Origin of the sequence: Sinorhizobium sp. P24N7, assembly GCF_042436655.1 — a bacterium.
In the GTDB taxonomy this organism is placed as follows: domain Bacteria; phylum Pseudomonadota; class Alphaproteobacteria; order Rhizobiales; family Rhizobiaceae; genus Sinorhizobium; species Sinorhizobium meliloti_A.
Genome location: NZ_JBHMIW010000021.1, coordinates 98,965 through 121,117 on the forward strand (window position 1 = coordinate 98,965; position 22,153 = coordinate 121,117).

A 22,153-nucleotide genomic window follows, 5' to 3' on the forward strand; every position below is an offset into this window, starting at 1 on the left:
ATGAACCAGGATATTCTCGTCAAGGCTATCGACGTCACGAAGAACTACGGCACGTTCCGCGCTCTCGACAAGGTCAGCCTGGACGTCGCCCGCGGGGAGGTGAGCTGCATCATCGGTCCCTCGGGCTCGGGCAAGAGCACGCTTCTGCGCTGCATCAATCTTTTGGAGCGGATGGACGGCGGAGCGATCTGGGTCGAGGACGAACTGATCGGCTACCGCCGCGACGGCAATAATCTCCACGAGATCAGCGATGCGGAGATTTCGCGCCAGCGGCGCCGGATCGGCATGGTCTTCCAGCGCTTCAACCTGTTCCCGCACAAGACCGCCCTGGAAAACATCACCGAGGGCCCGGTGCAGGTGCTCGGCGAGCCGGTAAAGGAAGCGCGCGACAGGGCCTCCGCATTGCTGGAGCGGGTGGGCCTGGCGGACAAGGCGAACCATTACCCTTCCGAGCTTTCCGGGGGCCAGCAGCAGCGCGTCGCGATCGCCCGCGCCATGGGCATGCGGCCGGACCTCATTCTCTTCGACGAACCCACATCGGCGCTCGACCCTGAACTGGTGTCGGAAGTGCTCGATGTGATGCGGGACCTTGCCGCTTCCGGCATGACGATGATCGTCGTCACCCATGAGCTCGGCTTCGCCCGCAACGTGGCGAATACCGTCACCTTCATGGAGACCGGCAAGGTGGTCGAAACAGGCTTGGCATCGGAGGTTCTCAGCACCCCGAAAAGCGCCCGAACGGCGGAGTTCATCAAAGCCGTTCACAGCTGAGGAACAGAAAACGGCGGCAGACGAAGCCGCCGGCTCGAACCAGGACAAGATGGGGAACCACATGAACAAGCATATCGCAGCGCTCACGGTCGCATGCCTCGCCGCAACCTCCGCCAATGCCGCCGGCCTGCCCGAGCGAGTGAAGTCGGCCGGCAAGGTCGTCGTCGCCAACCAGCCGAACTATCCGCCGATGGAATATGTCGACCCGGCGACCAACGAGCTTAAGGGTGTCGACATCGACCTCGGCGTTGCGCTCGCCAAAGAGCTCGGCACCACGGTCGAGTGGTCGAATATCGGATTCGAGCAGATGATCTCGTCGCTTCAGACCGGCCGCGTCGACCTTATCCATAGCGGCATGAGCGATCTTCCGAAGCGCCGGGATACGCTCGATTTCATCGATTACATGAAATCCGGCGCGCAGTTCTACACGTCCTTTGTCCGCAAGGACGAGTTCAAGACGCTTGCCGATTTCTGCGGCAAGACCGTCGGCATGAGCCGCCGCACCTCCTTCCCGGACGAGACGGCGAAATGGAGTGCTGCCAATTGCGAAGCCAAGGGGCTGCCGGCCATCAAGGTCGTCGGCACGGAAGGCTCCGCCGATGCCCGCGCCCAGCTCAAGCAAGGCCGGCTCGACGCCGCCGTCCAGGGTTCCGAAACGCTGCCCTATCTGATGGATCTCGAGAAGGACACCTACGCCGTCGTGGGCGAGCCCTTCACCGTGGTCTATCAGGGCATCGGGTTTGCCAAGAAGGACACGGAACTGCGCGACGCCTATGCCGCGGCGCTGAAGGCCCTGATGGAATCAGGCGAATACAAGGCGATTTTCGCCAGATACGGCCTCGAGGGCACCTTGCTCGATGGCATTTACGTCAATGGCGAAGCGGTGAAGTAATTTCGCCGCGTTGCGGCCCGGCCGAACAGGCGGGGCCGCAATATGCGCCGCCGCCGACCGATTCTCGACAAACCATGAGCAGTTCCATGCCCCGCGTTGCCGCCGACGCGCCGGTCGACAGGCTGGCATCCTTTCTTGCAGCCCTTAAGTTCGAAGCGGTTCCCGCCGATGTCGTCGAGAAGACCAAAGTCCACATCGCGGACACGATCGGCGCGGCACTGGCTGGCGCGCGATCGGCTGAAGCCGGCATAGCCCGCAGGGCCGCCGATGTGCCCGGTAGCGCGCTGATCTGGGGCACCGGCGATCGCGCGGCAGCGCGTGAGGCCGCGCTCATAAACGGGGTCGCGGCCCACGCTTTCGAACTCGACGATTCCGGCGGGTGCGACCATTCGGGCGCCGTCGTCATTCCCGCCGTTCTGGCCGCGATTGCCGAAGCGAAGCGGCCGGCGACGGGCAGGGAACTCATCGCCAGCGTGGTCGCGGGCTACGAGACCGGCCGGCGCGTCCTCGAAGCGGCGGGCGGATACGACCGCCACAACGGGCTCGGCTGGCATTCCACGGGCACCTGCGGCACGCTTGCGGCTGCGGCGGCCGTGGCCAGACTTTGCGGGTTCGATGATCGTGCCACGCGCGATGCGATCACGCTCGCCACCAGCTTCTCCTCCGGTCTCTGGGCCTTCATCCATGACGGATCGCAGGCGAAGAAGGTCCATGCCGGCCGCGCGGCCGAGGGCGGGCTGCTCGCGGCGCGGTTGGCAGGGGAGGGCCTTGCCGGCCCCTCCAAGGTCTTCGACGACGTCTGGGGCGGCTTTTTCCGGTCGTTCAACAAGGATGTCTGCGAGCCGCATAAGCTATGTGAAAGACTGGGCGAAGACTGGAAGGTGAGGCGTGCGGTCCTCAAACCTTATGCTTCCTGCCGGGGCGCCCATTCGGCGATCGATGCGCTGGACGACCTGCTTTCGGAAACGGGACGTGATGCAGCTGAGATCGAGCGGATCGAGTTGCGGTTGAGCGCCATGCTGATGGGCATGTGCGGCGCCCGGGAGAGCGGCGCCATGGCGCCCACGCAGATGAGCCTGCCCTATGCGCTTGCGGCACGCTGCGTGTTCCTGACGGCCGGGCTCCAGGCCTATGCCGCCGACCGACGTGCCGATCCCCGCCTGCGGGCCGTCATGGAGCGCATGCTGCTCACGGTGGACGATGGGATGCAGCCGCTCGACGAGCCGGTCGTCACGCTTCTCTTCAAGGACGGCGCTCGTCTGGCACGAATGGTGCCCCGCGCGACCGGCTCCGCCGAAAGGCCGATGCGCCCCGCCGCCATCCGCGCCAAGTTCGGAGAGCTCGCCGCGATGAGCATCGAAACGGAGCAGGCGGACGGGCTCTGGCGGATGCTCGCCGAGCTCGAACACGTCGAGGATTGCCGCGCTCTGGAGCCCCTGCTTGCCGGCGACGGCGACAAGCGTCCCGTTTTCTGCTGAGGATTTCGTCATGACCTACGACCTGACGCCCCGTCCGCTCAATCCGGCGCCGCAAACGCCGCCGATGATCTGGCCGAACGGCGCGAAGAGCGCCGTCTTCATCGGCTTCGACGTGGATGCCGAAACCGCATGGATCGGCAACAATCCTTCGAATGTCGATCGGATGGTGACCACCTCCCATGGCGGCTACGATGCGCGCGTCGGCATTGCCAGGATCGTCGAACTGATGGACGAGCTGGCGATGAAGGCGACGTTCTTCACGCCGGGATGGACGGCGCTTGCCCATCCCGCGGCCTGCGAGAAGATTGTCGCGGCCGGACACGAGATCGGTCACCACGGCTATCTTCACAAGATGCCGGATCGCGATCGGCTGGACGAGACGTTCGAGGAGATCGACCGCGGCTTCGAGGCGCTGCAGCGGGCATTCGGCATCCGTCCCGTCGGTTATCGCGCGCCCTCGGGAGAGAACTTTCCCGAGCTCATCGCCTATCTTGCCAAATCGGGCATCCGCTATTCCAGCTCGTTTCGCGACGACATCCTGCCCTACCGGCACGCGTCGGCGGACGGCGTGCCGGGCCCGGTGGAGATTCCGGTCAATTTCGCATTCGACGACTGGAATTTCGGGATGTCCAGCCGCTCGAGCGCGCGACCGCTCTTCGGCCGCGAAGCCGTCCTCGCGCTCTGGATCGACGAATTCGAAGCCACCCATGCCTGGGGCGGCGTCACGACGCTCGTCCTGCACCCGCAAGTGTCCGGCCGTCCGATGCGCTGGCACCTCCTTCGCGACTTCCTGCGTCACGTTCAGGCAAAAGGCGACGTTTGGATCGCAACCGGCAAGGAGATCGCCGACCATTTCGAGACGCTGGAACGGCAACGCGGCGCATCATGACGGCGCCTCCCGCACGCCCTCATGCCGTGTGACAAGCGCAGGGTGAGGGAGCAAGGGAGAGATTCGTCAGGGCAGGTTCCAGATCCGCCGCGCATTGCCGGAGAGCAGCTTCCTCCGTTCCTCGGGACTGCAGCCTTCGATGAGAGCCTGGGTGGCCGCGACCCAGCTCGAGAGGTTGCCGCCGAGGGTGCAGACCGGCCAGTCGCTGCCCCAGACGACGCGGTCCCATCCGAAGACTCCGATGGTGTGTTCGACATAGGGACGGATGGAGGCGAGCGTCCAGCCTTCCTCCGCATAGGCGACCACTCCGGAGATCTTGGCGACGACATTGGGACGGCGGGCGATCTCGGTCATATGATCGCGCCAGGGGTGCTCCGCGCGGGTCTTTACATCCGGAACGCCGCAATGGTCGAGAATGAACTGAACGTCCGGCGCGAGGTCGGCGAGTGCCATGGCTTTCGAAATCTGATGCGGCAGGACGCAGAGATCGAAGGTGAAGCGGGTGCCGGAGAGCCGCTTGATGTTCTGGCGAAAGAGAGATTGCTCGGAGAGATCGTCGGCAACGACGTGCAGCACCCGCCTGAAACCCTTGACGAAGGCGTTTTCCTCCTGCCGCGCGAGATAGGCGGCGAAGCCTTCCTCTTCCGGTCGGCAGGCGGCGATTGCGCCTTTGAGGAGGCTTCCGGGCTCACCCGCAAGACGCGCGACCTCGCGCGTTTCGAGTTCGATCTCAGCCGGGTCGACGTCCACTTCCATATGCAGCGAGGCGGCAATGCCCACGCGCTTTGCCTCCGCCGCATAGCTCGAATAGAGAAAATCCCGATCGAGCGCGGGAACCCCGGCGAGCCACGGATAGTTGAGCGCGGATTTGTCGATCAGATGCAGATGCGAGTCGATGATCAAGGCTGCTCCTCCTCTTCGTTCAAATAGGAAGTCTGTTTTTCCGGCGCGGATCAACCCTGCGCGACATCGGCTCCGGCGAGCGCCGAGAGCTGCGATGCGGTCTTGAGCAGGAGCGATATGGTCTCGGTGATATCAGGGGCCGAAGGATTGTTGACCAGGGAGATATAGGGGCAGGTGAGGGCTGCGATGCTGCGTCCGTCGGGTCCAAGGATCGGGGCGGAGAGGTTGTAGACACCGGCGGTCTGGGCACTTGCCATCATCTCGTAGCCGCGCTCGCGGATCTGGTCGAGACGGGCGTAGAATTCGGGGGTGAGGTTGATCTCGTCCCTGCTGCGCACATGTTCGGAGATCATCATTTCCCGTTCCTCCGGCGAACGGAATGCAAGCAGCACGTGGCCCGATCCGGTGTCGAACAGGCTGATATGCGAGCCCACCCGGATCGAAATGCCCCAATAGTCCGGCGCCTCCTGCTGCGCGATCACGACGGCGGAGCCGCGGTCGAAGACGGCGAGTTGGTTGGCCTGCTTAGATCGCTGGGCGAGCTCGCGCATCAGCGGCGTGGCGAAGGAAGCGAGCCGGCGCACGGGCGCATGCAACTGCGCCAATCCGAAGAGCTTCAGGGTCAGCGAATAGAGATCGCCGTCGATACGGGTCACGTAGCCGCGGCGCACCAGACGGTCGAGCATGCGGTAGAATTCGTTCGGACTGCGGTTCAGCCTCTTCGAAATCTCCGCCTGCGTGAGGCCGCCGTCGACGCTGGCAAGCAGCTCCAGTATGTCCAGGCCCTTGTCGAGTGCCGGCGCGCGATACTTGTCGGACTCTTCATTGTCCATCCGCGTCTCTCCCAGATGAATATTCCTCTCCATATACGCATGAAAAGCGGAAGACGGAAGGGAATGGCCCTTGACCATCCATAAATTTATCGTTTGTATATAAATTAGTTTCTCACGGATGAGGACTCATGCTCTCGGAGAAGGGAGTGTTCAGTGGAGGAAGTACAATGAACAGGCTGCTTTCCGGCGTATCGGCCGGAGTGATCATGCTTGCTTGCGCAATGGGGGCGGCAAATGCCGCGGACCTGCCCGGCAAGTTCGAAGGCGTGACCATCGACGCCAAGCTGATCGGTGGACAGCAGTACGAGAAACTCTATGAGCGCATCGGCGAATGGGAGAAGGCGACCGGCGCCAAGGTCAACATCCTGTCGAAGAAGAACCACTTCGAACTGGACAAGGAGATCAAGTCCGATATTGCCACCGGCGGCCTCACCTGGTGCGTCGGTTCGAACCACTCCTCCTTCGCGCCGCAATATCCGGACATCTATGCGGACCTTTTCGGCCTCATCCCTTCCGAAGAAGTGTCCAAATTCGTGCCGGCCGTAATCGACGCCTCGACGCTCGACGGCAAGCTCGTCATGCTGCCGCGGGCGCAGTTCGACGTCTCCGCGCTCTATTTCCAAAAGAGCCTTTACCAGGACGAGGCGAAGAAGACCGAATTCAAGGCCAAATACGGCTATGACCTCGCGCCGCCGGACACCTGGGCTCAGGTGAGCGACCAGGCGGAATTCTTCGCCGCTCCGCCGAATTTCTACGGCACCCAGTTTGCCGGCAAGGAGGAAGCGATCAACGGCCGCTTCTACGAAATGCTGGTCGCCGAGGGTGGGGAATATCTCGACAAGGACGGCCGCCCGGCCTTCAATTCGGAAGCGGGCGTGCGCGCGCTCGAATGGTTCGTCAAGCTCTACAAGGACAAGGCGGTACCGCCGGGCACCACCAACTATCTCTGGGACGATCTCGGACAGGGCTTCGCCTCGGGCTCGATCGCGGTCAATCTCGACTGGCCCGGCTGGGCATCCTTCTTCAACGATCCGAAATCGTCGAAGGTCGCCGGCAATGTCGGCGTCAAGGTTCAGCCGGCCGGCTCCTCCGGCAAGCGCACCGGCTGGTCCGGGCATCACGGCTTCTCGGTAACCGAATCCTGCGCCGACAAGGAAGCAGCCGCCTCGCTCGTCTGGTGGCTGACGAACGAGGACAGCCAGAAGCTCGAATCCGCCGCCGGCCCGCTGCCGACGCGAAGCGCCGTCTGGGACTACAACATCAAGGCCGCTGAAGGCGACGCCTACAAGACCGAGGTCCTGCAGGCCTTCCAGGAAGCGGCCAAGCATGCTTTCCCGGTGCCGCAGACGGCTGAGTGGATCGAGATCTCCAACGCAGTCTATCCGGAGCTGCAGGCAGCGATTCTCGGCGACAAGACGTCGAAGGAAGCGCTCGACGCGGCCGCCGAAAAGGCGACCGGCATCCTCGAAGACGCCGGCAAGCTCTGATCCCGATTGAAAGGCGGCGCCGGACCGTTTCGGCGCCGCCACGCATGTGAACTCTTCCCAGGATCTCCGATGAAGCTCTCGAAACTGTCGGCACCCACGCTTCTGCTGCTTCCGGCCTTCATCGTCCTGGCAGTGTTCATCGTGCTGCCGCTCGTCTTCTCGCTTTATTCGAGTTTCACCCCGTTCCGTCTGACGAAGCCGGACTCGCTTTGGGTCTTCATCGGTTTTCGCAACTATGTGAACGTCCTTACCAATGCCGAATTCTGGGTCGCGTTCGGCCGGACGGTGCTCCTTCTCACCGTCGCGCTCAACGCCGAGATGTTCCTCGGTCTTGGCTTGGCGCTGCTGGTCAACAAGGCGACTTACGGTCAGCGGGCGTTGCGGACCGCGATGATGTTTCCGATGATGTTCTCGCCGGTGCTGGTGGGCTTCCAGTTCAAGTTCCTGTTCAACGACAATATCGGCTTCGTCAACAACGCGCTGCAGTCGCTGGGCCTCACCGACCGTGCCATCCCCTGGCTGATCGACGGCAATCTCGCGCTGTTTTCGATCATCGTCGCAGAGGTCTGGTCTTCGACCGCGGTTTTCGCGATCCTCATTCTCGCCGGGCTGCTTGCCATGCCCAAGGATCCGGTCGAAGCGGCCCATGTCGACGGTTGCACCCCCTGGCAGACCTTCCGCTACGTCACCTGGCCCTATCTGATGCCCTTCGCCTTCATCGCGATGACGATCCGTTCGCTCGATGTCGCGCGCGCCTACGACATCGTCAAGATCATGACGGATGGAGGCCCGGCAAAGCGCACCGAACTGCTCTGGACGCTTATCGGACGCACCGCCTATGGCGACGCCCGCATGGGGATGGCCAACGCAATGGCCTATGTCGCCATCCTGCTGTCGATCGTCTTCACCGTCTATTTCTTCCGCAAGCTCGCCGCGGCGCGCCAGCAGATCGGAGCCGAGTGGTAATGGATACGAACGCATCTCATCGCCTGCGGCGGCGGTTGCTGAAGGTGGCACACCTCGTGGGGCTCTTTCTCGCCATGCTGGTCATCTGCCTGCCGGGCCTCTGGATCGTGCTTTCATCGCTGAGGCCGACGGTCGAGATCATGGCCAAGCCGCCGGTCTGGATTCCGGAGACGCTCTCGTTCGACGCCTACCGGGCGATGTTTTCGGGCGCCGGGCAGGGGGGCGTCCCGGTCTGGGACTATTTCCGCAATTCGCTCATCGTATCGGTCACCTCCACGGTCATCGCGCTGGCGATCGGCCTTTCCGGCGGCTATGCCTTCGCGCGCTACCGGTTCAAGGCGAAGTCGGCCATCTTCCTCGGCTTCATGCTGACGCGCGCAGTACCGGGCATCGCGCTGTCGCTGCCGCTCTTCATGCTCTATGCGCGCACCGGCATTATCGATACGCATTTCTCGCTGATCCTGACCTATGTCGCGCTCAACGTTCCCTTCACGATCTGGCTGATCGACGGATTCTTCCGCCAGGTGCCGAAAGATCTCGCGGAAGCCGCGCAGATCGACGGCTGCACGCCCTTGCAGGCCTTCTGGCAGGTGGAGTTTCCGCTTGCCGGCCCGGGCATTGCGTCGGCCGGCATCTTCGCTTTCCTGACGTCCTGGAACGAATATGCGCTCGCTTCGCAGATTACCCGCTCCGTCAATTCCAAGACCTTGCCCGTGGGGCTCCTCGACTACACCGCCGAATTCACCATCGACTGGCGCGGCATGTGCGCGCTCGCGGTCGTCATGATCGTTCCGGCGTTGACCCTCACCTTCATCATTCAGAAGCACCTCGTCTCGGGCCTGACCTTCGGCGCGGTGAAAGGATAATCGTCCATGGCGCCCGTTACGCTCAAGAAACTCGTCAAGCGCTACGGCGCTCTGGAAGTCGTGCACGGCATCGATCTTGAAGTGAAGGATCGCGAATTCATTGCGCTCGTCGGACCTTCGGGCTGCGGCAAGTCGACGACGCTGCGCATGATCGCGGGGCTCGAGGAGGTCAGCGGCGGCGCGATCGAGATCGGCGGGCGAAAGGTCAACGATCTGCCGCCTCGAGCGCGCAACATCTCGATGGTCTTTCAGTCCTATGCACTCTACCCGCATATGACGGTCGCCGAGAATATGGGCTTCTCGCTGAAAATCGCCGGGCGTCCGGCGGAAGAGATCAAGACGCGCGTTGCCGAGGCGGCGGCGATCCTCGATCTCGGCCATCTTCTCGAACGTCGCCCTTCGCAACTGTCGGGCGGCCAGCGCCAGCGCGTCGCCATGGGACGCGCGATCGTGCGGCAGCCGGACGTCTTTCTGTTCGATGAGCCTCTGTCGAACCTCGACGCGAAGCTCAGGACCCAGGTGCGCACCGAGATCAAGAAACTGCACGCCCGCATGCAGGCGACGATGATCTACGTCACCCATGATCAGGTGGAGGCGATGACGCTCTCCGACCGCATCGTCATCATGCGCGACGGGCATATCGAGCAGGTGGGCACGCCGGAGGATGTCTTCCGCCGCCCGGCGACCAAGTTCGTCGCCGGCTTCATCGGCTCGCCGCCGATGAACATGGAGGAGGCGGTCCTGACGGACGGAAAGCTCGCCTTTGCAAGCGGAGCGACCCTGCCGCTCCCGCCACGCTTCCGTTCCTCGGTTCGCGAGGGCCAGAAAGTGACCTTCGGGCTCAGGCCGGACGATGTCTATCCTTCGGGGCACGGCCTCCATGCGGGTGATGCGGACGCCGTCCACGAGATCGAGCTTCCGGTCACGATCACGGAACCGCTGGGCAACGAAACCCTGGTTTTCACTCAGTTCAACGGGCGGGATTGGGTCTCGCGCATGCTCAACCCGCGGCCGCTGCGCCCGGGCGAGGCGGTGCGCATGAGCCTCGATCTGTCCCGGGCGCATCTCTTCGACGGCGAGACCGGAAAGGCTTTGGCAGGCTGACATGGCAAGGATCGAGAAAATAGAACTGCGGATGGTGGATCTTCCGCCGAAGGTCAAGCGGACCGACGCCATCCAGAGCTTCGTGAGCCAGGAAACGCCGATCGTGACGATCACGGATGCGGACGGTGCGACCGGCACCGGCTACAGCTACACGATCGGAACAGGCGGATCGTCCGTCATGCGGCTGCTCTCCGATCATCTGGTTCCGATCCTGCTCGGGGAAGACGCGGACTGCATCGAGGCGCTTTGGCACAAGATGGAGTTTGCGACGCATGCGACGACCATCGGCGCCATCACGGCCTTGGCGCTCGCCGCCGTGGATACGGCGCTATGGGACCTGCGGGCGAAGAAGCAGAAGCTGCCGCTCTGGAAACTGGCGGGCGGGGCGAAGGAAAGCTGCCCGCTTTACACCACCGAGGGCGGCTGGCTGCACATCGAAAAGCAGGCCCTCGTCGACGACGCGTTGCAGGCGAAGGCCAAGGGCTTCTCCGGATCGAAGGTCAAGATCGGCAGGCCGAGCGGGGCGGAGGATTACGACAGGCTCTCGGCCATGCGCGCAGCACTTGGCGACGGCTTCGAAATAATGACGGATTGCAATCAGGGCTTCACCGTCGACGAGGCGATCCGCCGCGCCGCCCGGCTCCGCGAACTCGATCTCGCCTGGATCGAGGAACCGCTGCCGGCCGACGATCTCGACGGCCACATCCGCCTCACGCGGTCGACGCCGACGCCGATCGCCGTCGGCGAGTCCATCTATTCCATCCGCCATTTTCGCGAATATATGCAAAAGGGCGCCTGCTCGATCGTCCAGGCGGACGTGGCGCGGATCGGCGGCATCACCCCTTGGCTGAAAGTGGCTCACGCGGCGGAGGCCTTCGACATTCCCGTCTGCCCGCATTTCCTAATGGAACTGCATGTGAGCCTCGTTTGCGCGGTGCCCAACGGGAAATATGTGGAATACATTCCGCAGCTCGACGATCTGACGCAAAAGGGAATGGAGATCCGGGAGGGCAGGGCGATCGCGCCTTCCGATTCGGGCATTGGCATCGCCTGGGATTGGGAGGCTGTCCAGGCGCGCTCGGTCGCCGAGTTCACCCGCGAGTTCCGCCGGTAGAAGGGAACGGTCATGCAGAGAATGGGAATGGTGATCGGGCTCGAACCGCCGAAAGTGGCGGAATACAAGCGGCTGCATGCGGCCGTCTGGCCGGAGATTCTCGCGCTGATCAGCGAGTGCAACATCACCAATTACTCGATCTTCCTGAAGGAGCCGGAAAATCTTCTCTTCGGCTACTGGGAATATGTCGGGGAGGACTTCGAAGCCGACATGGCGAAAATGGCGGCACATCCGAAAAACCAGGAATGGTGGTCGGTGTGCATGCCCTGTCAGAAGCCTCTCGAAAGCCGCAGGCAAGGCGAGTGGTGGGCTATGATGGAGGAAGTCTTCCACCATGACTGAGACCTTCGATCCCTCGTCGCTGCGGCAATGGTGGCCGAAGCCGGCTACGCCACGCCCCATCGTCATCTTCGGTGCGGGCAGCATCGTCGGCGACGCCCATCTTCCGGCCTACAGAAACGCAGGCTTCCCGGTGGCCGGCATCTTCGATCCGGATGCGGAGAAGGCGGCGGCGCTCGCACGGCAATGGGATGTCAGCGCGTTTACGAGCGAAGGGGAGGCTCTTTCGGCGGAGAACGCGATCTTCGATCTCGCGACGCCGCCCGCCGCGCACGCCTCGATTCTCTCGAAACTGCCGAAGGGCTCCTTTGCGCTGATACAGAAGCCGATGGGCAGCGATCTTGCGGCGGCGACCGGGATTCTCGAAATCTGCCGTGAGCGGAACATCAGGGCGGCGGTGAACTTTCAGCTTCGCTTCGCGCCGATGATGCTCGCTCTCAAGGACGCGATCGCCAGGGGCTATCTCGGCGAGGTCGTAGATTTCGACGCCTGGCTGGCGCTTGCGACGCCCTGGGGGCTCTGGCCGTTCCTGAAGGGACTGCCGCGCATCGAGATCGCGATGCATTCCATCCACTACCTGGACCTCGTGCGCAGTCTCCTAGGCGATCCCCAGGGTGTTCACGCCAAGACCATCGGCCATCCGAACCACGAGGTGGCTCAAACCCGCACCGCCGCGATCCTCGATTACGGCGATGCCGTGCGCTGCGTGCTTTCCGTCAACCACGACCACGATTTCGGGCGGAGGTTCCAGGCCTGTGAATTCCGCATCTGCGGGACGAGGGGTGCCGCCTATGTCAAGCTCGGGGTCAATCTCGACTATCCACGCGGCGAGCCGGACGAGCTGTGGATTCGTCCCTCGGGAGACAGCGAATGGATTTCGGTACCGCTTGAAGGTTCCTGGTTCCCCGATGCCTTCGCCAACCGGATGGCCAATCTGCAGCGCCATGCATGCGGCGAGGACGATGAACTCATAGGGTCGGTCGAGGACGCATGGCGGACGATGGCCCTGGTGGAGGCCGCCTATCAATCGAGCGCGCGCCCGGCAACGCCGATCGCAGCGCTTCCATTGGAAAAGTGAAATGAGCGAGCAGACGATCTACTACGAGGACTACGAACAGGGCCATGTGCGGCTGACGAGCGGACGCACGATCACGGAAACGGACTTCGTCGTCCATGCCGGGCATACGGGTGATTTCTTCCCGCACCACATGGACGCGGAGTTCGCCAAAACGCTGCCCGGCGGCCAGCGCATTGCCCACGGCACGATGATCTTCTCGATCGGCGTCGGGCTCACCGCCTCCTTGATCAACCCGGTCGCCTTCTCTTACGGTTACGACCGTCTGCGATTCGTCCGCCCTGTCCATATCGGCGATACGATCCGCACCCGCGTCACCATCGCCGCCAAGGAAGACGATCCGAAGCGCCCGAGGGCCGGCCGGGTCATCGAGCGGTGCGAGGTCATCAACCAGCGCGGCGAGGTCGTTCTTGCCGCGGATCACATTCTGATCGTCGAACGCAAACTTGAGGGAACCATTCAATGACAGCGAGCCTTGCCGGAAAGGTCGTCCTCGTCACAGCTGCGGCGCAGGGCATAGGACGCGCAACCGCACTTGCCTTCGCCAGGGCCGGTGCCAAGGTCCATGCGACCGATATCAATGCGGACGCCGTCGGCAGCCTCGAAGGCGAGGCGGGCATCAGCACCCACCGGCTGGACGTCCTCGACACCGCTGCGGTCGAAGCGCTGGTCGCAGAGATCGGGGCCGTGGACGTGCTCTTCAACTGCGCCGGTTTCGTGCATGCAGGCTCGGTGCTGACGATGAAGGACGAGGACCTCGATTTCGCCTTCGACCTCAACGTCAAGTCGATGATCCGCACCATCCGCGCGGTGCTGCCCGGCATGATCGCCCGCAAGGACGGGTCGATCGTCAATATGGCCTCGGTGGCCTCCAGCATCAAAGGCGTGCCGAACCGCTTCGCCTATGGGGTGACCAAGGCAGCCGTCATCGGGCTGACGAAAGCCGTTGCGGCGGATTATGTGGGCGACGGCATTCGCTGCAATGCGATCTGCCCGGGAACGGTCGAAAGCCCGTCGCTCGAAAGCCGCATGCGAGCACAGGGAGACTACGAAACGGCGCGCGCGGCCTTTATCTCCCGCCAGCCGATGGGCCGCCTCGGCACGCCCGAAGAGATCGCCGACCTCGCCGTCTATCTCGCCGGCGCCACCTACACCTCCGGCCAGGCCTACGCCATCGACGGCGGCTGGACCATTTGAACGCTTCATCAGGGAAAAAGCACATGAAATTTCTTCGTTATGGCGAACCGGGCCAGGAAAAGCCGGGTCTCCTCGGTTCCGACGGCATCATCCGCGATATTTCCGGCCACGTTCCCGATCTCGCCGCAGGCGCGCTCGATCCCGGCAAGCTTGACGAACTCGCGAAGCTCGATGTCGCGGCGCTGCCTGCCGTGTCCGGCAATCCGAGGCTTGGTCCCTGCGTCGCAGGTACGGGCAAGTTCATCTGCATCGGCCTCAACTATTCCGATCATGCTGCCGAGACGGGCGCGACCGTGCCGCCGGAGCCGATCATCTTCATGAAGGCGACCTCCGCCATCGTCGGGCCGAACGACGATCTGATCCTGCCGCGGGGTTCGGAGAAGACCGACTGGGAAGTGGAACTCGGCATCGTCATCGGAAAGACGGCGAAATATGTGAGCGAAGCCGAGGCGCTCGACTACGTCGCCGGCTATTGCACGGTCCACGATGTCTCCGAACGCGCTTTCCAGACGGAACGTCACGGTCAGTGGACGAAGGGCAAGTCCTGCGACACCTTCGGGCCGACCGGCCCGTGGCTCGTCACCAAGGACGAGGTGGCGGACCCGCAAGATCTCGCAATGTGGCTGAAGGTCAACGGCGAGACGATGCAGGACGGCTCGACCAAGACGATGGTCTACGGCGCCGCCTATCTCGTCTCTTATCTCTCGCAGTTCATGTCGCTGCGTCCCGGTGATATCATCTCGACGGGCACGCCGCCGGGCGTCGGCATGGGCATGAAGCCGCCGCGCTATCTGAAGGCCGGCGACATCGTCGAACTCGGCATAGAGGGCCTCGGCAGCCAGAAGCAGCGCGTTCGCGCCGACACCTGAGCTACTCGCATGTTTCCTTCGGTCCTATTCGACTGAAGGAAACGAACAGGCAGCATCAAAGTGCCACCGTGTTCTCCGCGCGTCCGAAAGGGCGCGCGGCGCTGTAGGTCCATTGGAGCAAACATGACCCGCATCACCGACCTTCGCGTCTTCGACCTTCGTTTTCCGACCTCGGCGAGCCTCGACGGCTCGGACGCCATGAACCCGGATCCGGACTATTCGGCGGCTTACGTCATCCTCGACACGGATCGGCCGGGGCTGGCGGGTCACGGCCTCACCTTCACCATAGGGCGGGGCAACGACATATGCTGCATGGCGATCGAGGCCATGCGGCATCTCGTGGTGGGCCAGGACATCGGCGACATTTTAAAACATCCCGGCCACTTCTGGCGGCACCTGACGAGCGACAGCCAGCTGCGCTGGATCGGCCCGGAAAAGGGCGCGATCCATCTTGCGACCGGCGCCATCGTCAACGCCGTCTGGGATCTCCTTGCAAAGGACGCCGGCAAACCGGTGTGGCGTCTCGTCGCCGACATGTCGGCGGAAGAGATCGCCAACATCGTCGATTACCGCTACTTGACGGATGTTCTCACCCGCGACGAGGCGGTCGAGATCCTGCGGCGGGCCGAGCCCGGCAAGGCCGAGCGGATCGCAAGGCTCGAGAAGGAGGGTTACCCCTGCTACACCACGTCTGCCGGCTGGCTCGGCTATGACGACGAAAAGCTCCGGCGGCTTGCGCAGGAGGCGGTCGACGCAGGTTTCGACCACATCAAGATGAAGGTCGGGCGTGACCTCGACGACGATATCCGCCGGCTGAGGATTGCCCGCGAAGTGATCGGCCCCGACCGGTACCTGATGATCGATGCGAACCAGGTTTGGGAGGTGGGCGAGGCAATCGAATGGGTGCAAAAGCTCGCCTTTGCCAAGCCCTTCTTCATCGAGGAGCCGACGAGCCCGGACGATGTCGCCGGACACCGCAAGATCCGCGAAGCGATCGGCCCTGTCAAGGTCGCGACCGGCGAGATGTGCCAGAACCGCATCATGTTCAAGCAGTTCATCGCCGAAGGCGCGATCGACATCGTGCAGATCGATTCCTGCCGTATGGGTGGCCTGAACGAGGTGCTGGCGGTGCTGCTGATCGCCGCCAAATACGGACTGCCCGTCTGGCCGCACGCCGGCGGCGTCGGCCTCTGCGAATATGTGCAGCACCTTTCCATGATCGATTACGTTGCCGTTTCCGGCACGAAGGACGGGCGGGTGATCGAGTATGTCGACCACCTGCACGAACATTTCCTGGATCCGTGCGTGATCCGCAACGCCGCTTACATGCCGCCCGAGCGGCCCGGCTTCTCGATCGAGATGAAGCAGCAATCGATCGAGGACTACACGTTTAACGGCTGATGTGAGCGCTCCGTCTTTGTCAGGCTCGCATGTGGATTCTCGGGCCAAGCCCGGGGCCAGGCACGAGGATGGTGACCGCGCCCGGGGATTGACGCCGGAAGAAGCCCGAGGTCACGACCGAAGGGAGGCGAGAATTACTGCGACGCCACAGAAATTCTCGAAGTGTGCCACCCGCGGGCCGCTTGTTCGATTTCCTCATTCCTGTGCTCGTCACAGGAATCCAGCCAGCCCAAGTCCTTGGGCTGAAAGAACGCTTCCCGCGCCGCGGACGCGACGCTGCTCTCATCCCTGTGACGAGCACAGGGATGAGGCGAGGAGAGATTGCAGTCCTCTGATACGCCTACAGCGCCCCGCGTCTTATGAGACGCGCACGCTCGGCACTCAAGGAATTCAAGCGCATCGCCATGCGTGCCGACAAAGCCGACCAGAGCTTCACCGCCATTATCCATCGCGCAGCAGCCGTCATCTCAACAGGCCTTAGTCTAGCTCAGATATCATCTGCCGGGTGCTGCACCCCCCCTTTGCCCTCGACGGTAAAGGACCTGATATAGTCGTCGATCCTGCCCGGATCGAAGACGTGGCCGTCCATGAAACGATCGCCGTCGGTTGCTCCTTCGAGCCTGCCGTCCGCGTCGGGCGGCAGGGCATCCTTGCCCAGCGCCTCGCGATAGAGGTCCGGACGATAGGCGGAGATGGCCGCGCCAATTCCCTGCCTCGACAAGGATGTCTGTCCCCAGCGCACCATCTGACTGTAGGTCCAGAGCGCCTGGCTGGGACGCGGGAAGTTGGCAAAGCCTGCGTGGAAGACGAGATAGTTCTCGACGACGCGGCGGCTTCTTTCCGGGTCGATTGCGAATTCGCCCGCAAGCACCCGGCGGATGATGTCGGCCGGTGCTGCCACGTGACGTTCCTCTGCCAGCACTTCCGCAAGGCGGCCGCGATTGCCCGGCTCGTCCGACCAGCGGGCGGCGCGGTCGAGCGCGACGATCAGGCGCGAGACCGTATCCCTATTGGCTTCCGCCCATTCGGGACGCATGCCGATGACCTTTTCCGGTGCGGAGGGCCATATGTCCTGCTTGGTCGCGACGATGCGGCCGACGCCGCGTTCGGATGCGACCATGTTCCAGGGCGCACCGACGCAAAAGCCGTCGATCGCGCCCGCGGCCAGCGCGTCGGAGGTCATTGGCGGCGGCACCACGACCAGCTTGACGTCGCGGTCGGGATCGATGCCGCCGGCCGCGAGCCAGTAGCGTAACTCGTAATTATGGGACGAGAAGGGGTAGGTGACGCCGAGCGTCAGCGGCGGCTTGCCGGCTGCCTCCGCGCTGCGGATGACCGCCGCCAGGGCCTTGGCATTCTTCAATGCATCCTCGCCTGCGCCGAGCCCTCCTGCCTCCTGCATGAGCCCGTAGAGCCGCGTCGACAGCGTGATTGCATTGCCGCCGCGCCCCAGGGAAAAGGGCGCAATCGTCGGCGTCGGATTGGAGCCGAGGCCGAGCATGGCGGCAACCGGCATGGGTGAAAGCATGTGGGCCACGTCGAACTGTCGAAAGGCAAGCCTGTCACGTACATTCGCCCAGGAGACGTCCTTGACGAGTTCGAGGGTGATGCCTTCGCGCTGCGCAAAGCCGAATTCGGCGGCGGCGATGAGCACGGCCGCGTCCACGAGGGGGATGAATCCTGCGCGGACGGTGCGCGATCCCTCGTGGCGGATGCGACCTGGCGCCGGCATGGCACCGCCTGCGGCGAGCTTCTTGCCGGTGAATTCACTTTTGTTCGTCAATATGTTCACTCCGGTGTCTCCCGAGGTGCCGCAGCAGAAGAGCGGCCGGTCACCGGATCAGCAATCCGGCGGCGGTCACGACGCTTTGCGCGATCTCCGAAATCTTTTTTTTCTCGTTCATCGCCGTCTGACGCAGCAGCGCGAAGGCTTCCTCTTCGGAAAGACTGCGCATTTTCATGAGAATACCTTTGGCGCGCTCGACGAGCTTGCGCTCTTCGAGTGCGGATTTGGCCTCCGCCAGTTCACGCTGAAGCCGGCTGAAGGCCTTGAAGCGGCTGACGGCCATGTCGAGGATCGGCTTGACGCGCTCCTTCTTCAATCCGTCGACGATATAGGCCGAGACGCCTGCCTCGACGGCCGCCTCGATAGAGGCCGTGTCGGAGCGGTCCACGAACATCGCGATCGGGCGGCCGACCGTGCGGGTCAGCTGGAAAAGATGTTCCATCATGTCCCGGTTGGGGTTTTCGATGTCTATGACGATCACGTCCGGGCGGAGCGTCTCGATGACCCGGGCGACGCCGTGAACCTCGTCGATCACGGTGACCTTGCCGTGTCCTGCTTCGCGCAATCCTTCCTCGATGATCGAGGCGCGGATGGCGTTCTCGTCAATCACAAGAATGGTGAGGTCGCGATGGGTCATGCCGTATCATGATGCGATGCAGCAATTTCCGCAATATATGTATGCCTAAATATTTTGCGATATACTGTAATGCTTAAATAATAGGCCGATGACCCACCGGTCTGGCGTAAATTCAGGCAGGTTCATTTGTGGAAGTCGGCAAAGGGTCAAGCGCTCTCGCCCAGAGGCTGGTCGCATGGAACGTCCATTGGCATTTCGCGTGCTGTCGTTCGCCTGTCTGGCTGCGCAGCGTTTCCAGAAGCTCGAGGCCGTCGGCCCGCTTCTGATCCACATAGCCCGCCCGCAGCTTCCCGATCAGTGCATCGCCGCTCGTTATCAGCCGGGCGTGCGCAGCGATCGCACCCCAGCTCCGTTCCTTGTAGAACAAGGAGGAGGCGGCTTCCTCGACATCAGCGGCATCTTCGACGGACAACGATCGCAATTCCAGGAGCCGGCGGAGGGTGGCCCTGACATTGACGAGGGGAATGGTCAACGGCGCGTAGCCGAGTTCCTCGGGAGCGTGGAGCAGTGCTACGTCGGAATCGTCTTCGGCCTCGCCGCTTGCATATTGGCGAAAGATCTCGCCGATGCCCGCCATTCCGAAATCGCCGCATTCGGCCGCGCGCAGAGCACCCATGCTCGCTGCGCCGAAGACGGCCACGCCCTCGGAAAGGGCGAAGAGAATTTCCTTGTGCCAAACGGGCGCGACATGTTCGAAGTTGCCGTCGATCAGGCCGATGGCCGCAGCGCCGTCGTGCACCGCCCGGAGAACATCGCCCTGCCTGGCAGGCGGGCGGATCGTGAGCGCATCGCCGGCCAACCGTACAGCGTCGGGAACGGTCGGGCCAACGAATACGACTTTCATTCCGCCTCAGTGGATTTGAAAACGGCGGAGGCAGCCTGTCCGCCGTCAATCGTCTTCATGGACAGCCATGTTCATGGCGATCTTCAGCCATGAAGTGATTCCGCGGGGCGGGTTCCGGATTGGGCGTGGGTCTGATCCGACTCGGGCGTCTGCGCCATCGCCGCGACGAGAGAGATGATCTTCTTGCGAAGCACCGGGTCGGTGATCTTCAGGAAGGCCCGGTTGAGTGCGATACCCTCCTTCGAGGCGACGAAGGATGAAATCTCCTGGGATTCGTGAACATCTGCAGCGGGCTTGCCCGATTGGGCGCTGCCCTCGTCCTGCTGGAAGAAAAAGCTCGGATGAACACCGAGTATGTCGGCGATCGCCTGCAACCGGCTGGCGCCGATGCGGTTGGTGCCTTTTTCGTACTTCTGGACTTGCTGAAAGGTGATGCCGAGCCCGTCGGCGAGCTTTTCCTGGCTCAGACCTATCATCAGTCTGCGCATGCGAACACGCGAGCCGACAAAGGCATCGATCGGGTTAGGATCCTTTTTGTTCATCTGGTAGTCTCCTCGCGAGTTCGATTCAGCTTACGGCATATAAGTTTGCTTGAATGAACGCCGCGATGCAATCAGCACGCGTCGCTTTCTGTGGCAAAACGCAAGTTTCCAATGATTGTCGGGTTCGAAACGCCGGTCGGCAGAGAACTTGCCGCACCAGGGGGCAAGTCGCAGCATTCATGTACCGGAACGTTGTCGTCGAATCGGATAGGATTTAAGGGAACATCAGTAAGGAGTGGAAGCCTGCGACAATGAGTGTTGAGTCCAAATCAGAAGCAACCCCGCCACGGCGCTTTGCCGGCTCGATCGTCGTCATGGGCGTCTCCGGCAGCGGCAAATCGTCGGTGGGGGAGGCGATCTCGGAAGCTTGCGGATATCCCTTCATCGAAGGCGACGCGCTCCATCCTCCGGAAAACATCAGGAAAATGTCCGAGGGGATTCCGCTCACCGACGACGACCGCTGGCCGTGGCTCGCTGCGATCGGAGAGCAACTGGCGAGCCGGGAGCCCGTTGTCGTTTCCTGCTCCGCCCTCAAGCGCAGCTACAGGGACAAGCTTCGCGAAAGCACACCCGGCGGCCTGGCCTTCGTCTTTCTCCACGGCAGCGAGTCCGTGCTTGCGGAGCGGATGCACCACCGCACAGGGCATTTCATGCCGTCCTCTTTGCTGCAGACGCAGCTTGCGACGCTTGAGGATCCGAGAGGGGAGGTGAGGACGGTCGCCGTAGACGTCGCCCAACCGCTGGCGGAGATCGTCCGCGAGGCGCTTGCAGGCCTCGCCCGTCTTTAAGGTTGCATTTCGCAATGCCCGCCGCGGTCTTTGCAGATCGTGCTTGGCACGCCGGCTCTTTGGAAGGAAATTAGCCGGCGGCGATGTTATCGTTCGCGACGGTGGATGTGCGGCGACACACCGTAGCGGCTCACTTCTGCTCGGCGATGGGGAGATCGTGGAGCGGGCGTCGGGAGGAGATGGAAATGTTTGAAGCTGGATTGAACTTCGCGCTTGGCGAGGAGATCGATGCGCTGCGCGAGAGCGTGCGCCGCTTCGCAGCGGAGCGAATCGCGCCGCTTGCGGACGATGTGGATCGCAAAAACGCCTTTCCGATGTCGCTCTGGCGGGAGATGGGGGAGATCGGCCTGCTCGGCGTTACCGCCGACGAGGCTCATGGGGGCGCGGGACTCGGCTATCTCGCCCATTGCGTGGCGATGGAAGAGATCAGCCGCGCATCCGCTTCGGTGGGCCTGAGCTACGGCGCCCACTCCAATCTCTGCGTCAATCAGATCAACCGCAACGGCAAACCGGCACAGAAGAGCAGATATCTGCCGAAGCTCATTTCCGGCGAGCATGTCGGGGCGCTTGCCATGTCCGAGCCCGGTGCCGGCTCCGATGTCGTTTCGATGAAACTCAGGGCCGACAAGCGCGGCGACCGTTACGTCCTGAACGGCAGCAAAATGTGGATCACCAACGGCCCGGACGCCGATGTCCTGGTCGTCTACGCCAAGACCGATCCGGCAGCCGGACCGCGCGGCATCACCGCTTTCCTGGTGGAAAAGGCATTCCCCGGCTTTTCGGCCGGCCAGAAGCTCGACAAGCTCGGCATGCGCGGATCGAACACGTCGGAACTCATCTTCACGGATTGCGAGGTGCCGGAGGAAAACGTGCTCGGCGGCGTGGGCGAGGGCGTCAAGGTGCTGATGTCCGGCCTCGATTACGAGCGGGTCGTGCTTTCTGCCGGACCGCTCGGGATCATGGCCGCTTGCCTCGATGTCGTCGTCCCCTATCTCCATGAGCGCAAGCAGTTCGGGCAACCGATCGGCGAGTTCCAGTTGATGCAGGGAAAGCTTGCCGACATGTATGTGACGATGAATGCCGCGCGGGCCTATGTCTATGCCGTAGCGGCCGCTTGCGACCGTGGTGAGACTGCGCGCAAGGACGCGGCCGGCTGTATTCTCTACGCGGCGGAAAAGGCGACGGCCATGGCGCTGGAGGCGATACAGGCGCTGGGCGGCAATGGCTACACCAACGATTATCCGGCAGGCCGGCTGCTGCGCGACGCGAAGCTGTACGAGATCGGTGCGGGCACGAGCGAGATCCGTCGCATGCTGATCGGACGGGAGCTCTTCGCCGAAACGAAATAGGCCGAATAGGTAACGCTTGGGGG

The 22,153-nt window shown here is 62.9% G+C and carries 23 protein-coding genes; 17 read left to right on the top strand and 6 right to left on the bottom strand.

Going from position 1 to position 22,153, the window contains the following annotated elements:
• From ACFHWW_RS29395 to ACFHWW_RS29410, 4 genes are all read left to right on the top strand, one after another.
• Window positions 1–771 carry an amino acid ABC transporter ATP-binding protein gene (locus tag ACFHWW_RS29395; protein WP_018097183.1) on the top strand — a complete coding sequence of 257 codons (771 nt, stop codon included), beginning with the start codon at window positions 1–3 and terminating at the stop codon, window positions 769–771.
• Window positions 772–832: 61 nt separating this feature from the next.
• Window positions 833–1,663 (top strand): ABC transporter substrate-binding protein, encoded by an 831-nt coding sequence (locus tag ACFHWW_RS29400; RefSeq protein ID WP_379942720.1) that lies wholly within the window; start codon window positions 833–835, stop codon window positions 1,661–1,663.
• A gap of 86 nt (window positions 1,664–1,749) precedes the next feature.
• The gene (locus ACFHWW_RS29405; protein WP_379942722.1) at window positions 1,750–3,141 is read left to right on the top strand and encodes an MmgE/PrpD family protein; all 1,392 of its coding nucleotides are present in this window, start codon (window positions 1,750–1,752) and stop codon (window positions 3,139–3,141) included.
• A 10-nt stretch (window positions 3,142–3,151) separates the two neighbouring features.
• Window positions 3,152–4,030 (top strand): polysaccharide deacetylase, encoded by an 879-nt coding sequence (locus ACFHWW_RS29410; protein WP_379942724.1) that lies wholly within the window; start codon window positions 3,152–3,154, stop codon window positions 4,028–4,030.
• 66 nt (window positions 4,031–4,096) lie between these two features.
• Here the strand turns inward: ACFHWW_RS29410 and ACFHWW_RS29415 are convergent, their stop codons facing one another.
• Both ACFHWW_RS29415 and ACFHWW_RS29420 read right to left on the bottom strand, forming a co-directional pair.
• Window positions 4,097–4,933, bottom strand: a complete 837-nt coding sequence (locus ACFHWW_RS29415; RefSeq protein WP_379942726.1) for an amidohydrolase family protein — start codon at window positions 4,931–4,933, stop codon at window positions 4,097–4,099.
• 50 nt (window positions 4,934–4,983) lie between these two features.
• Window positions 4,984–5,766, bottom strand: a complete 783-nt coding sequence (locus ACFHWW_RS29420; RefSeq protein WP_010975556.1) for an IclR family transcriptional regulator — start codon at window positions 5,764–5,766, stop codon at window positions 4,984–4,986.
• Window positions 5,767–5,933: 167 nt separating this feature from the next.
• On the opposite strand from ACFHWW_RS29420, the gene ACFHWW_RS29425 reads away from it, so the two are divergent.
• From ACFHWW_RS29425 to ACFHWW_RS29475, 11 genes are all read left to right on the top strand, one after another.
• Window positions 5,934–7,253, top strand: a complete 1,320-nt coding sequence (locus ACFHWW_RS29425; protein WP_379942729.1) for an ABC transporter substrate-binding protein — start codon at window positions 5,934–5,936, stop codon at window positions 7,251–7,253.
• Window positions 7,254–7,322: 69 nt separating this feature from the next.
• On the top strand, window positions 7,323–8,219 hold the full coding sequence (locus tag ACFHWW_RS29430) for a carbohydrate ABC transporter permease (protein ID WP_018097177.1): 897 nt from the start codon (window positions 7,323–7,325) through the stop codon (window positions 8,217–8,219).
• The gene (locus ACFHWW_RS29435) at window positions 8,219–9,085 is read left to right on the top strand and encodes a carbohydrate ABC transporter permease (protein ID WP_379942731.1); all 867 of its coding nucleotides are present in this window, start codon (window positions 8,219–8,221) and stop codon (window positions 9,083–9,085) included. The genes ACFHWW_RS29430 and ACFHWW_RS29435 overlap by 1 nt, the downstream gene beginning before the upstream one ends.
• A gap of 6 nt (window positions 9,086–9,091) precedes the next feature.
• The gene (locus ACFHWW_RS29440; protein WP_100670641.1) at window positions 9,092–10,189 is read left to right on the top strand and encodes an ABC transporter ATP-binding protein; all 1,098 of its coding nucleotides are present in this window, start codon (window positions 9,092–9,094) and stop codon (window positions 10,187–10,189) included.
• 1 nt (window position 10,190) lies between these two features.
• Entirely contained in the window at window positions 10,191–11,303 is a 1,113-nt protein-coding gene (locus tag ACFHWW_RS29445) for a mandelate racemase/muconate lactonizing enzyme family protein (RefSeq protein WP_379942734.1), read from the top strand.
• 12 nt (window positions 11,304–11,315) lie between these two features.
• A complete protein-coding gene (locus ACFHWW_RS29450) occupies window positions 11,316–11,645 on the top strand; it encodes an L-rhamnose mutarotase (RefSeq protein ID WP_018097173.1) in 330 nt (109 codons plus the stop codon).
• On the top strand, window positions 11,638–12,720 hold the full coding sequence (locus tag ACFHWW_RS29455) for a Gfo/Idh/MocA family oxidoreductase (protein ID WP_338284248.1): 1,083 nt from the start codon (window positions 11,638–11,640) through the stop codon (window positions 12,718–12,720). Before ACFHWW_RS29450 ends, ACFHWW_RS29455 begins: the two co-directional genes overlap by 8 nt.
• Before the next feature lies 1 nt (window position 12,721).
• On the top strand, window positions 12,722–13,183 hold the full coding sequence (locus tag ACFHWW_RS29460) for a MaoC/PaaZ C-terminal domain-containing protein (protein ID WP_102762312.1): 462 nt from the start codon (window positions 12,722–12,724) through the stop codon (window positions 13,181–13,183).
• Window positions 13,180–13,914 (top strand): SDR family oxidoreductase, encoded by a 735-nt coding sequence (locus ACFHWW_RS29465; protein ID WP_338284249.1) that lies wholly within the window; start codon window positions 13,180–13,182, stop codon window positions 13,912–13,914. Before ACFHWW_RS29460 ends, ACFHWW_RS29465 begins: the two co-directional genes overlap by 4 nt.
• A 23-nt stretch (window positions 13,915–13,937) precedes the next feature.
• Window positions 13,938–14,783 carry a fumarylacetoacetate hydrolase family protein gene (locus ACFHWW_RS29470; RefSeq protein WP_018097170.1) on the top strand — a complete coding sequence of 282 codons (846 nt, stop codon included), beginning with the start codon at window positions 13,938–13,940 and terminating at the stop codon, window positions 14,781–14,783.
• A 123-nt stretch (window positions 14,784–14,906) separates the two neighbouring features.
• Window positions 14,907–16,184 (top strand): L-fuconate dehydratase, encoded by a 1,278-nt coding sequence (locus tag ACFHWW_RS29475; RefSeq protein WP_379942737.1) that lies wholly within the window; start codon window positions 14,907–14,909, stop codon window positions 16,182–16,184.
• Between the two features lie 487 nt (window positions 16,185–16,671).
• Here the strand turns inward: ACFHWW_RS29475 and ACFHWW_RS29480 are convergent, their stop codons facing one another.
• The 4 genes from ACFHWW_RS29480 to ACFHWW_RS29495 all read right to left on the bottom strand — a co-directional run bounded on the left by ACFHWW_RS29480 (window position 16,672) and on the right by ACFHWW_RS29495 (window position 19,993).
• Complete coding sequence (locus ACFHWW_RS29480; RefSeq protein WP_338284251.1) at window positions 16,672–17,976, bottom strand: CmpA/NrtA family ABC transporter substrate-binding protein; 1,305 nt, start codon at window positions 17,974–17,976, stop codon at window positions 16,672–16,674.
• Between the two features lie 40 nt (window positions 17,977–18,016).
• Entirely contained in the window at window positions 18,017–18,607 is a 591-nt protein-coding gene (locus ACFHWW_RS29485; RefSeq protein WP_338284252.1) for an ANTAR domain-containing response regulator, read from the bottom strand.
• A 112-nt stretch (window positions 18,608–18,719) separates the two neighbouring features.
• Complete coding sequence (locus ACFHWW_RS29490) at window positions 18,720–19,451, bottom strand: TfuA-like protein (RefSeq protein WP_338284253.1); 732 nt, start codon at window positions 19,449–19,451, stop codon at window positions 18,720–18,722.
• A gap of 83 nt (window positions 19,452–19,534) precedes the next feature.
• Window positions 19,535–19,993 carry a helix-turn-helix transcriptional regulator gene (locus tag ACFHWW_RS29495; RefSeq protein WP_324763850.1) on the bottom strand — a complete coding sequence of 153 codons (459 nt, stop codon included), beginning with the start codon at window positions 19,991–19,993 and terminating at the stop codon, window positions 19,535–19,537.
• Between the two features lie 251 nt (window positions 19,994–20,244).
• Here ACFHWW_RS29495 and ACFHWW_RS29500 point away from each other — a divergent pair, with 251 nt between their 5' ends.
• A complete protein-coding gene (locus ACFHWW_RS29500; RefSeq protein ID WP_338284254.1) occupies window positions 20,245–20,781 on the top strand; it encodes a gluconokinase in 537 nt (178 codons plus the stop codon).
• Window positions 20,782–20,966: 185 nt separating this feature from the next.
• Complete coding sequence (locus ACFHWW_RS29505) at window positions 20,967–22,130, top strand: isovaleryl-CoA dehydrogenase (protein ID WP_275598962.1); 1,164 nt, start codon at window positions 20,967–20,969, stop codon at window positions 22,128–22,130.
• The last annotated feature ends 23 nt before the right edge of the window (window positions 22,131–22,153 follow it).

What these genes read in the sequence shown, in the direction of transcription:
- ACFHWW_RS29470 (WP_018097170.1), top strand. Translation starts at nt 13,938, where the DNA reads ATGAAATTTCTTCGTTATGGCGAACCGGGCCAGGAAAAGCCGGGTCTC.
- ACFHWW_RS29460 (WP_102762312.1), top strand. Translation starts at nt 12,722, where the DNA reads ATGAGCGAGCAGACGATCTACTACGAGGACTACGAACAGGGCCATGTG.
- ACFHWW_RS29490 (WP_338284253.1), bottom strand. Translation starts at nt 19,451, where the DNA reads ATGAAAGTCGTATTCGTTGGCCCGACCGTTCCCGACGCTGTACGGTTG.
- ACFHWW_RS29450 (WP_018097173.1), top strand. Translation starts at nt 11,316, where the DNA reads ATGCAGAGAATGGGAATGGTGATCGGGCTCGAACCGCCGAAAGTGGCG.
- ACFHWW_RS29505 (WP_275598962.1), top strand. Translation starts at nt 20,967, where the DNA reads ATGTTTGAAGCTGGATTGAACTTCGCGCTTGGCGAGGAGATCGATGCG.
- ACFHWW_RS29500 (WP_338284254.1), top strand. Translation starts at nt 20,245, where the DNA reads ATGAGTGTTGAGTCCAAATCAGAAGCAACCCCGCCACGGCGCTTTGCC.
- ACFHWW_RS29445 (WP_379942734.1), top strand. Translation starts at nt 10,191, where the DNA reads ATGGCAAGGATCGAGAAAATAGAACTGCGGATGGTGGATCTTCCGCCG.
- ACFHWW_RS29420 (WP_010975556.1), bottom strand. Translation starts at nt 5,766, where the DNA reads ATGGACAATGAAGAGTCCGACAAGTATCGCGCGCCGGCACTCGACAAG.
- ACFHWW_RS29425 (WP_379942729.1), top strand. Translation starts at nt 5,934, where the DNA reads ATGAACAGGCTGCTTTCCGGCGTATCGGCCGGAGTGATCATGCTTGCT.
- ACFHWW_RS29400 (WP_379942720.1), top strand. Translation starts at nt 833, where the DNA reads ATGAACAAGCATATCGCAGCGCTCACGGTCGCATGCCTCGCCGCAACC.
- ACFHWW_RS29430 (WP_018097177.1), top strand. Translation starts at nt 7,323, where the DNA reads ATGAAGCTCTCGAAACTGTCGGCACCCACGCTTCTGCTGCTTCCGGCC.
- ACFHWW_RS29435 (WP_379942731.1), top strand. Translation starts at nt 8,219, where the DNA reads ATGGATACGAACGCATCTCATCGCCTGCGGCGGCGGTTGCTGAAGGTG.
- ACFHWW_RS29455 (WP_338284248.1), top strand. Translation starts at nt 11,638, where the DNA reads ATGACTGAGACCTTCGATCCCTCGTCGCTGCGGCAATGGTGGCCGAAG.
- ACFHWW_RS29485 (WP_338284252.1), bottom strand. Translation starts at nt 18,607, where the DNA reads ATGACCCATCGCGACCTCACCATTCTTGTGATTGACGAGAACGCCATC.
- ACFHWW_RS29475 (WP_379942737.1), top strand. Translation starts at nt 14,907, where the DNA reads ATGACCCGCATCACCGACCTTCGCGTCTTCGACCTTCGTTTTCCGACC.
- ACFHWW_RS29440 (WP_100670641.1), top strand. Translation starts at nt 9,092, where the DNA reads ATGGCGCCCGTTACGCTCAAGAAACTCGTCAAGCGCTACGGCGCTCTG.
- ACFHWW_RS29465 (WP_338284249.1), top strand. Translation starts at nt 13,180, where the DNA reads ATGACAGCGAGCCTTGCCGGAAAGGTCGTCCTCGTCACAGCTGCGGCG.
- ACFHWW_RS29495 (WP_324763850.1), bottom strand. Translation starts at nt 19,993, where the DNA reads ATGAACAAAAAGGATCCTAACCCGATCGATGCCTTTGTCGGCTCGCGT.
- ACFHWW_RS29410 (WP_379942724.1), top strand. Translation starts at nt 3,152, where the DNA reads ATGACCTACGACCTGACGCCCCGTCCGCTCAATCCGGCGCCGCAAACG.
- ACFHWW_RS29395 (WP_018097183.1), top strand. Translation starts at nt 1, where the DNA reads ATGAACCAGGATATTCTCGTCAAGGCTATCGACGTCACGAAGAACTAC.
- ACFHWW_RS29405 (WP_379942722.1), top strand. Translation starts at nt 1,750, where the DNA reads ATGCCCCGCGTTGCCGCCGACGCGCCGGTCGACAGGCTGGCATCCTTT.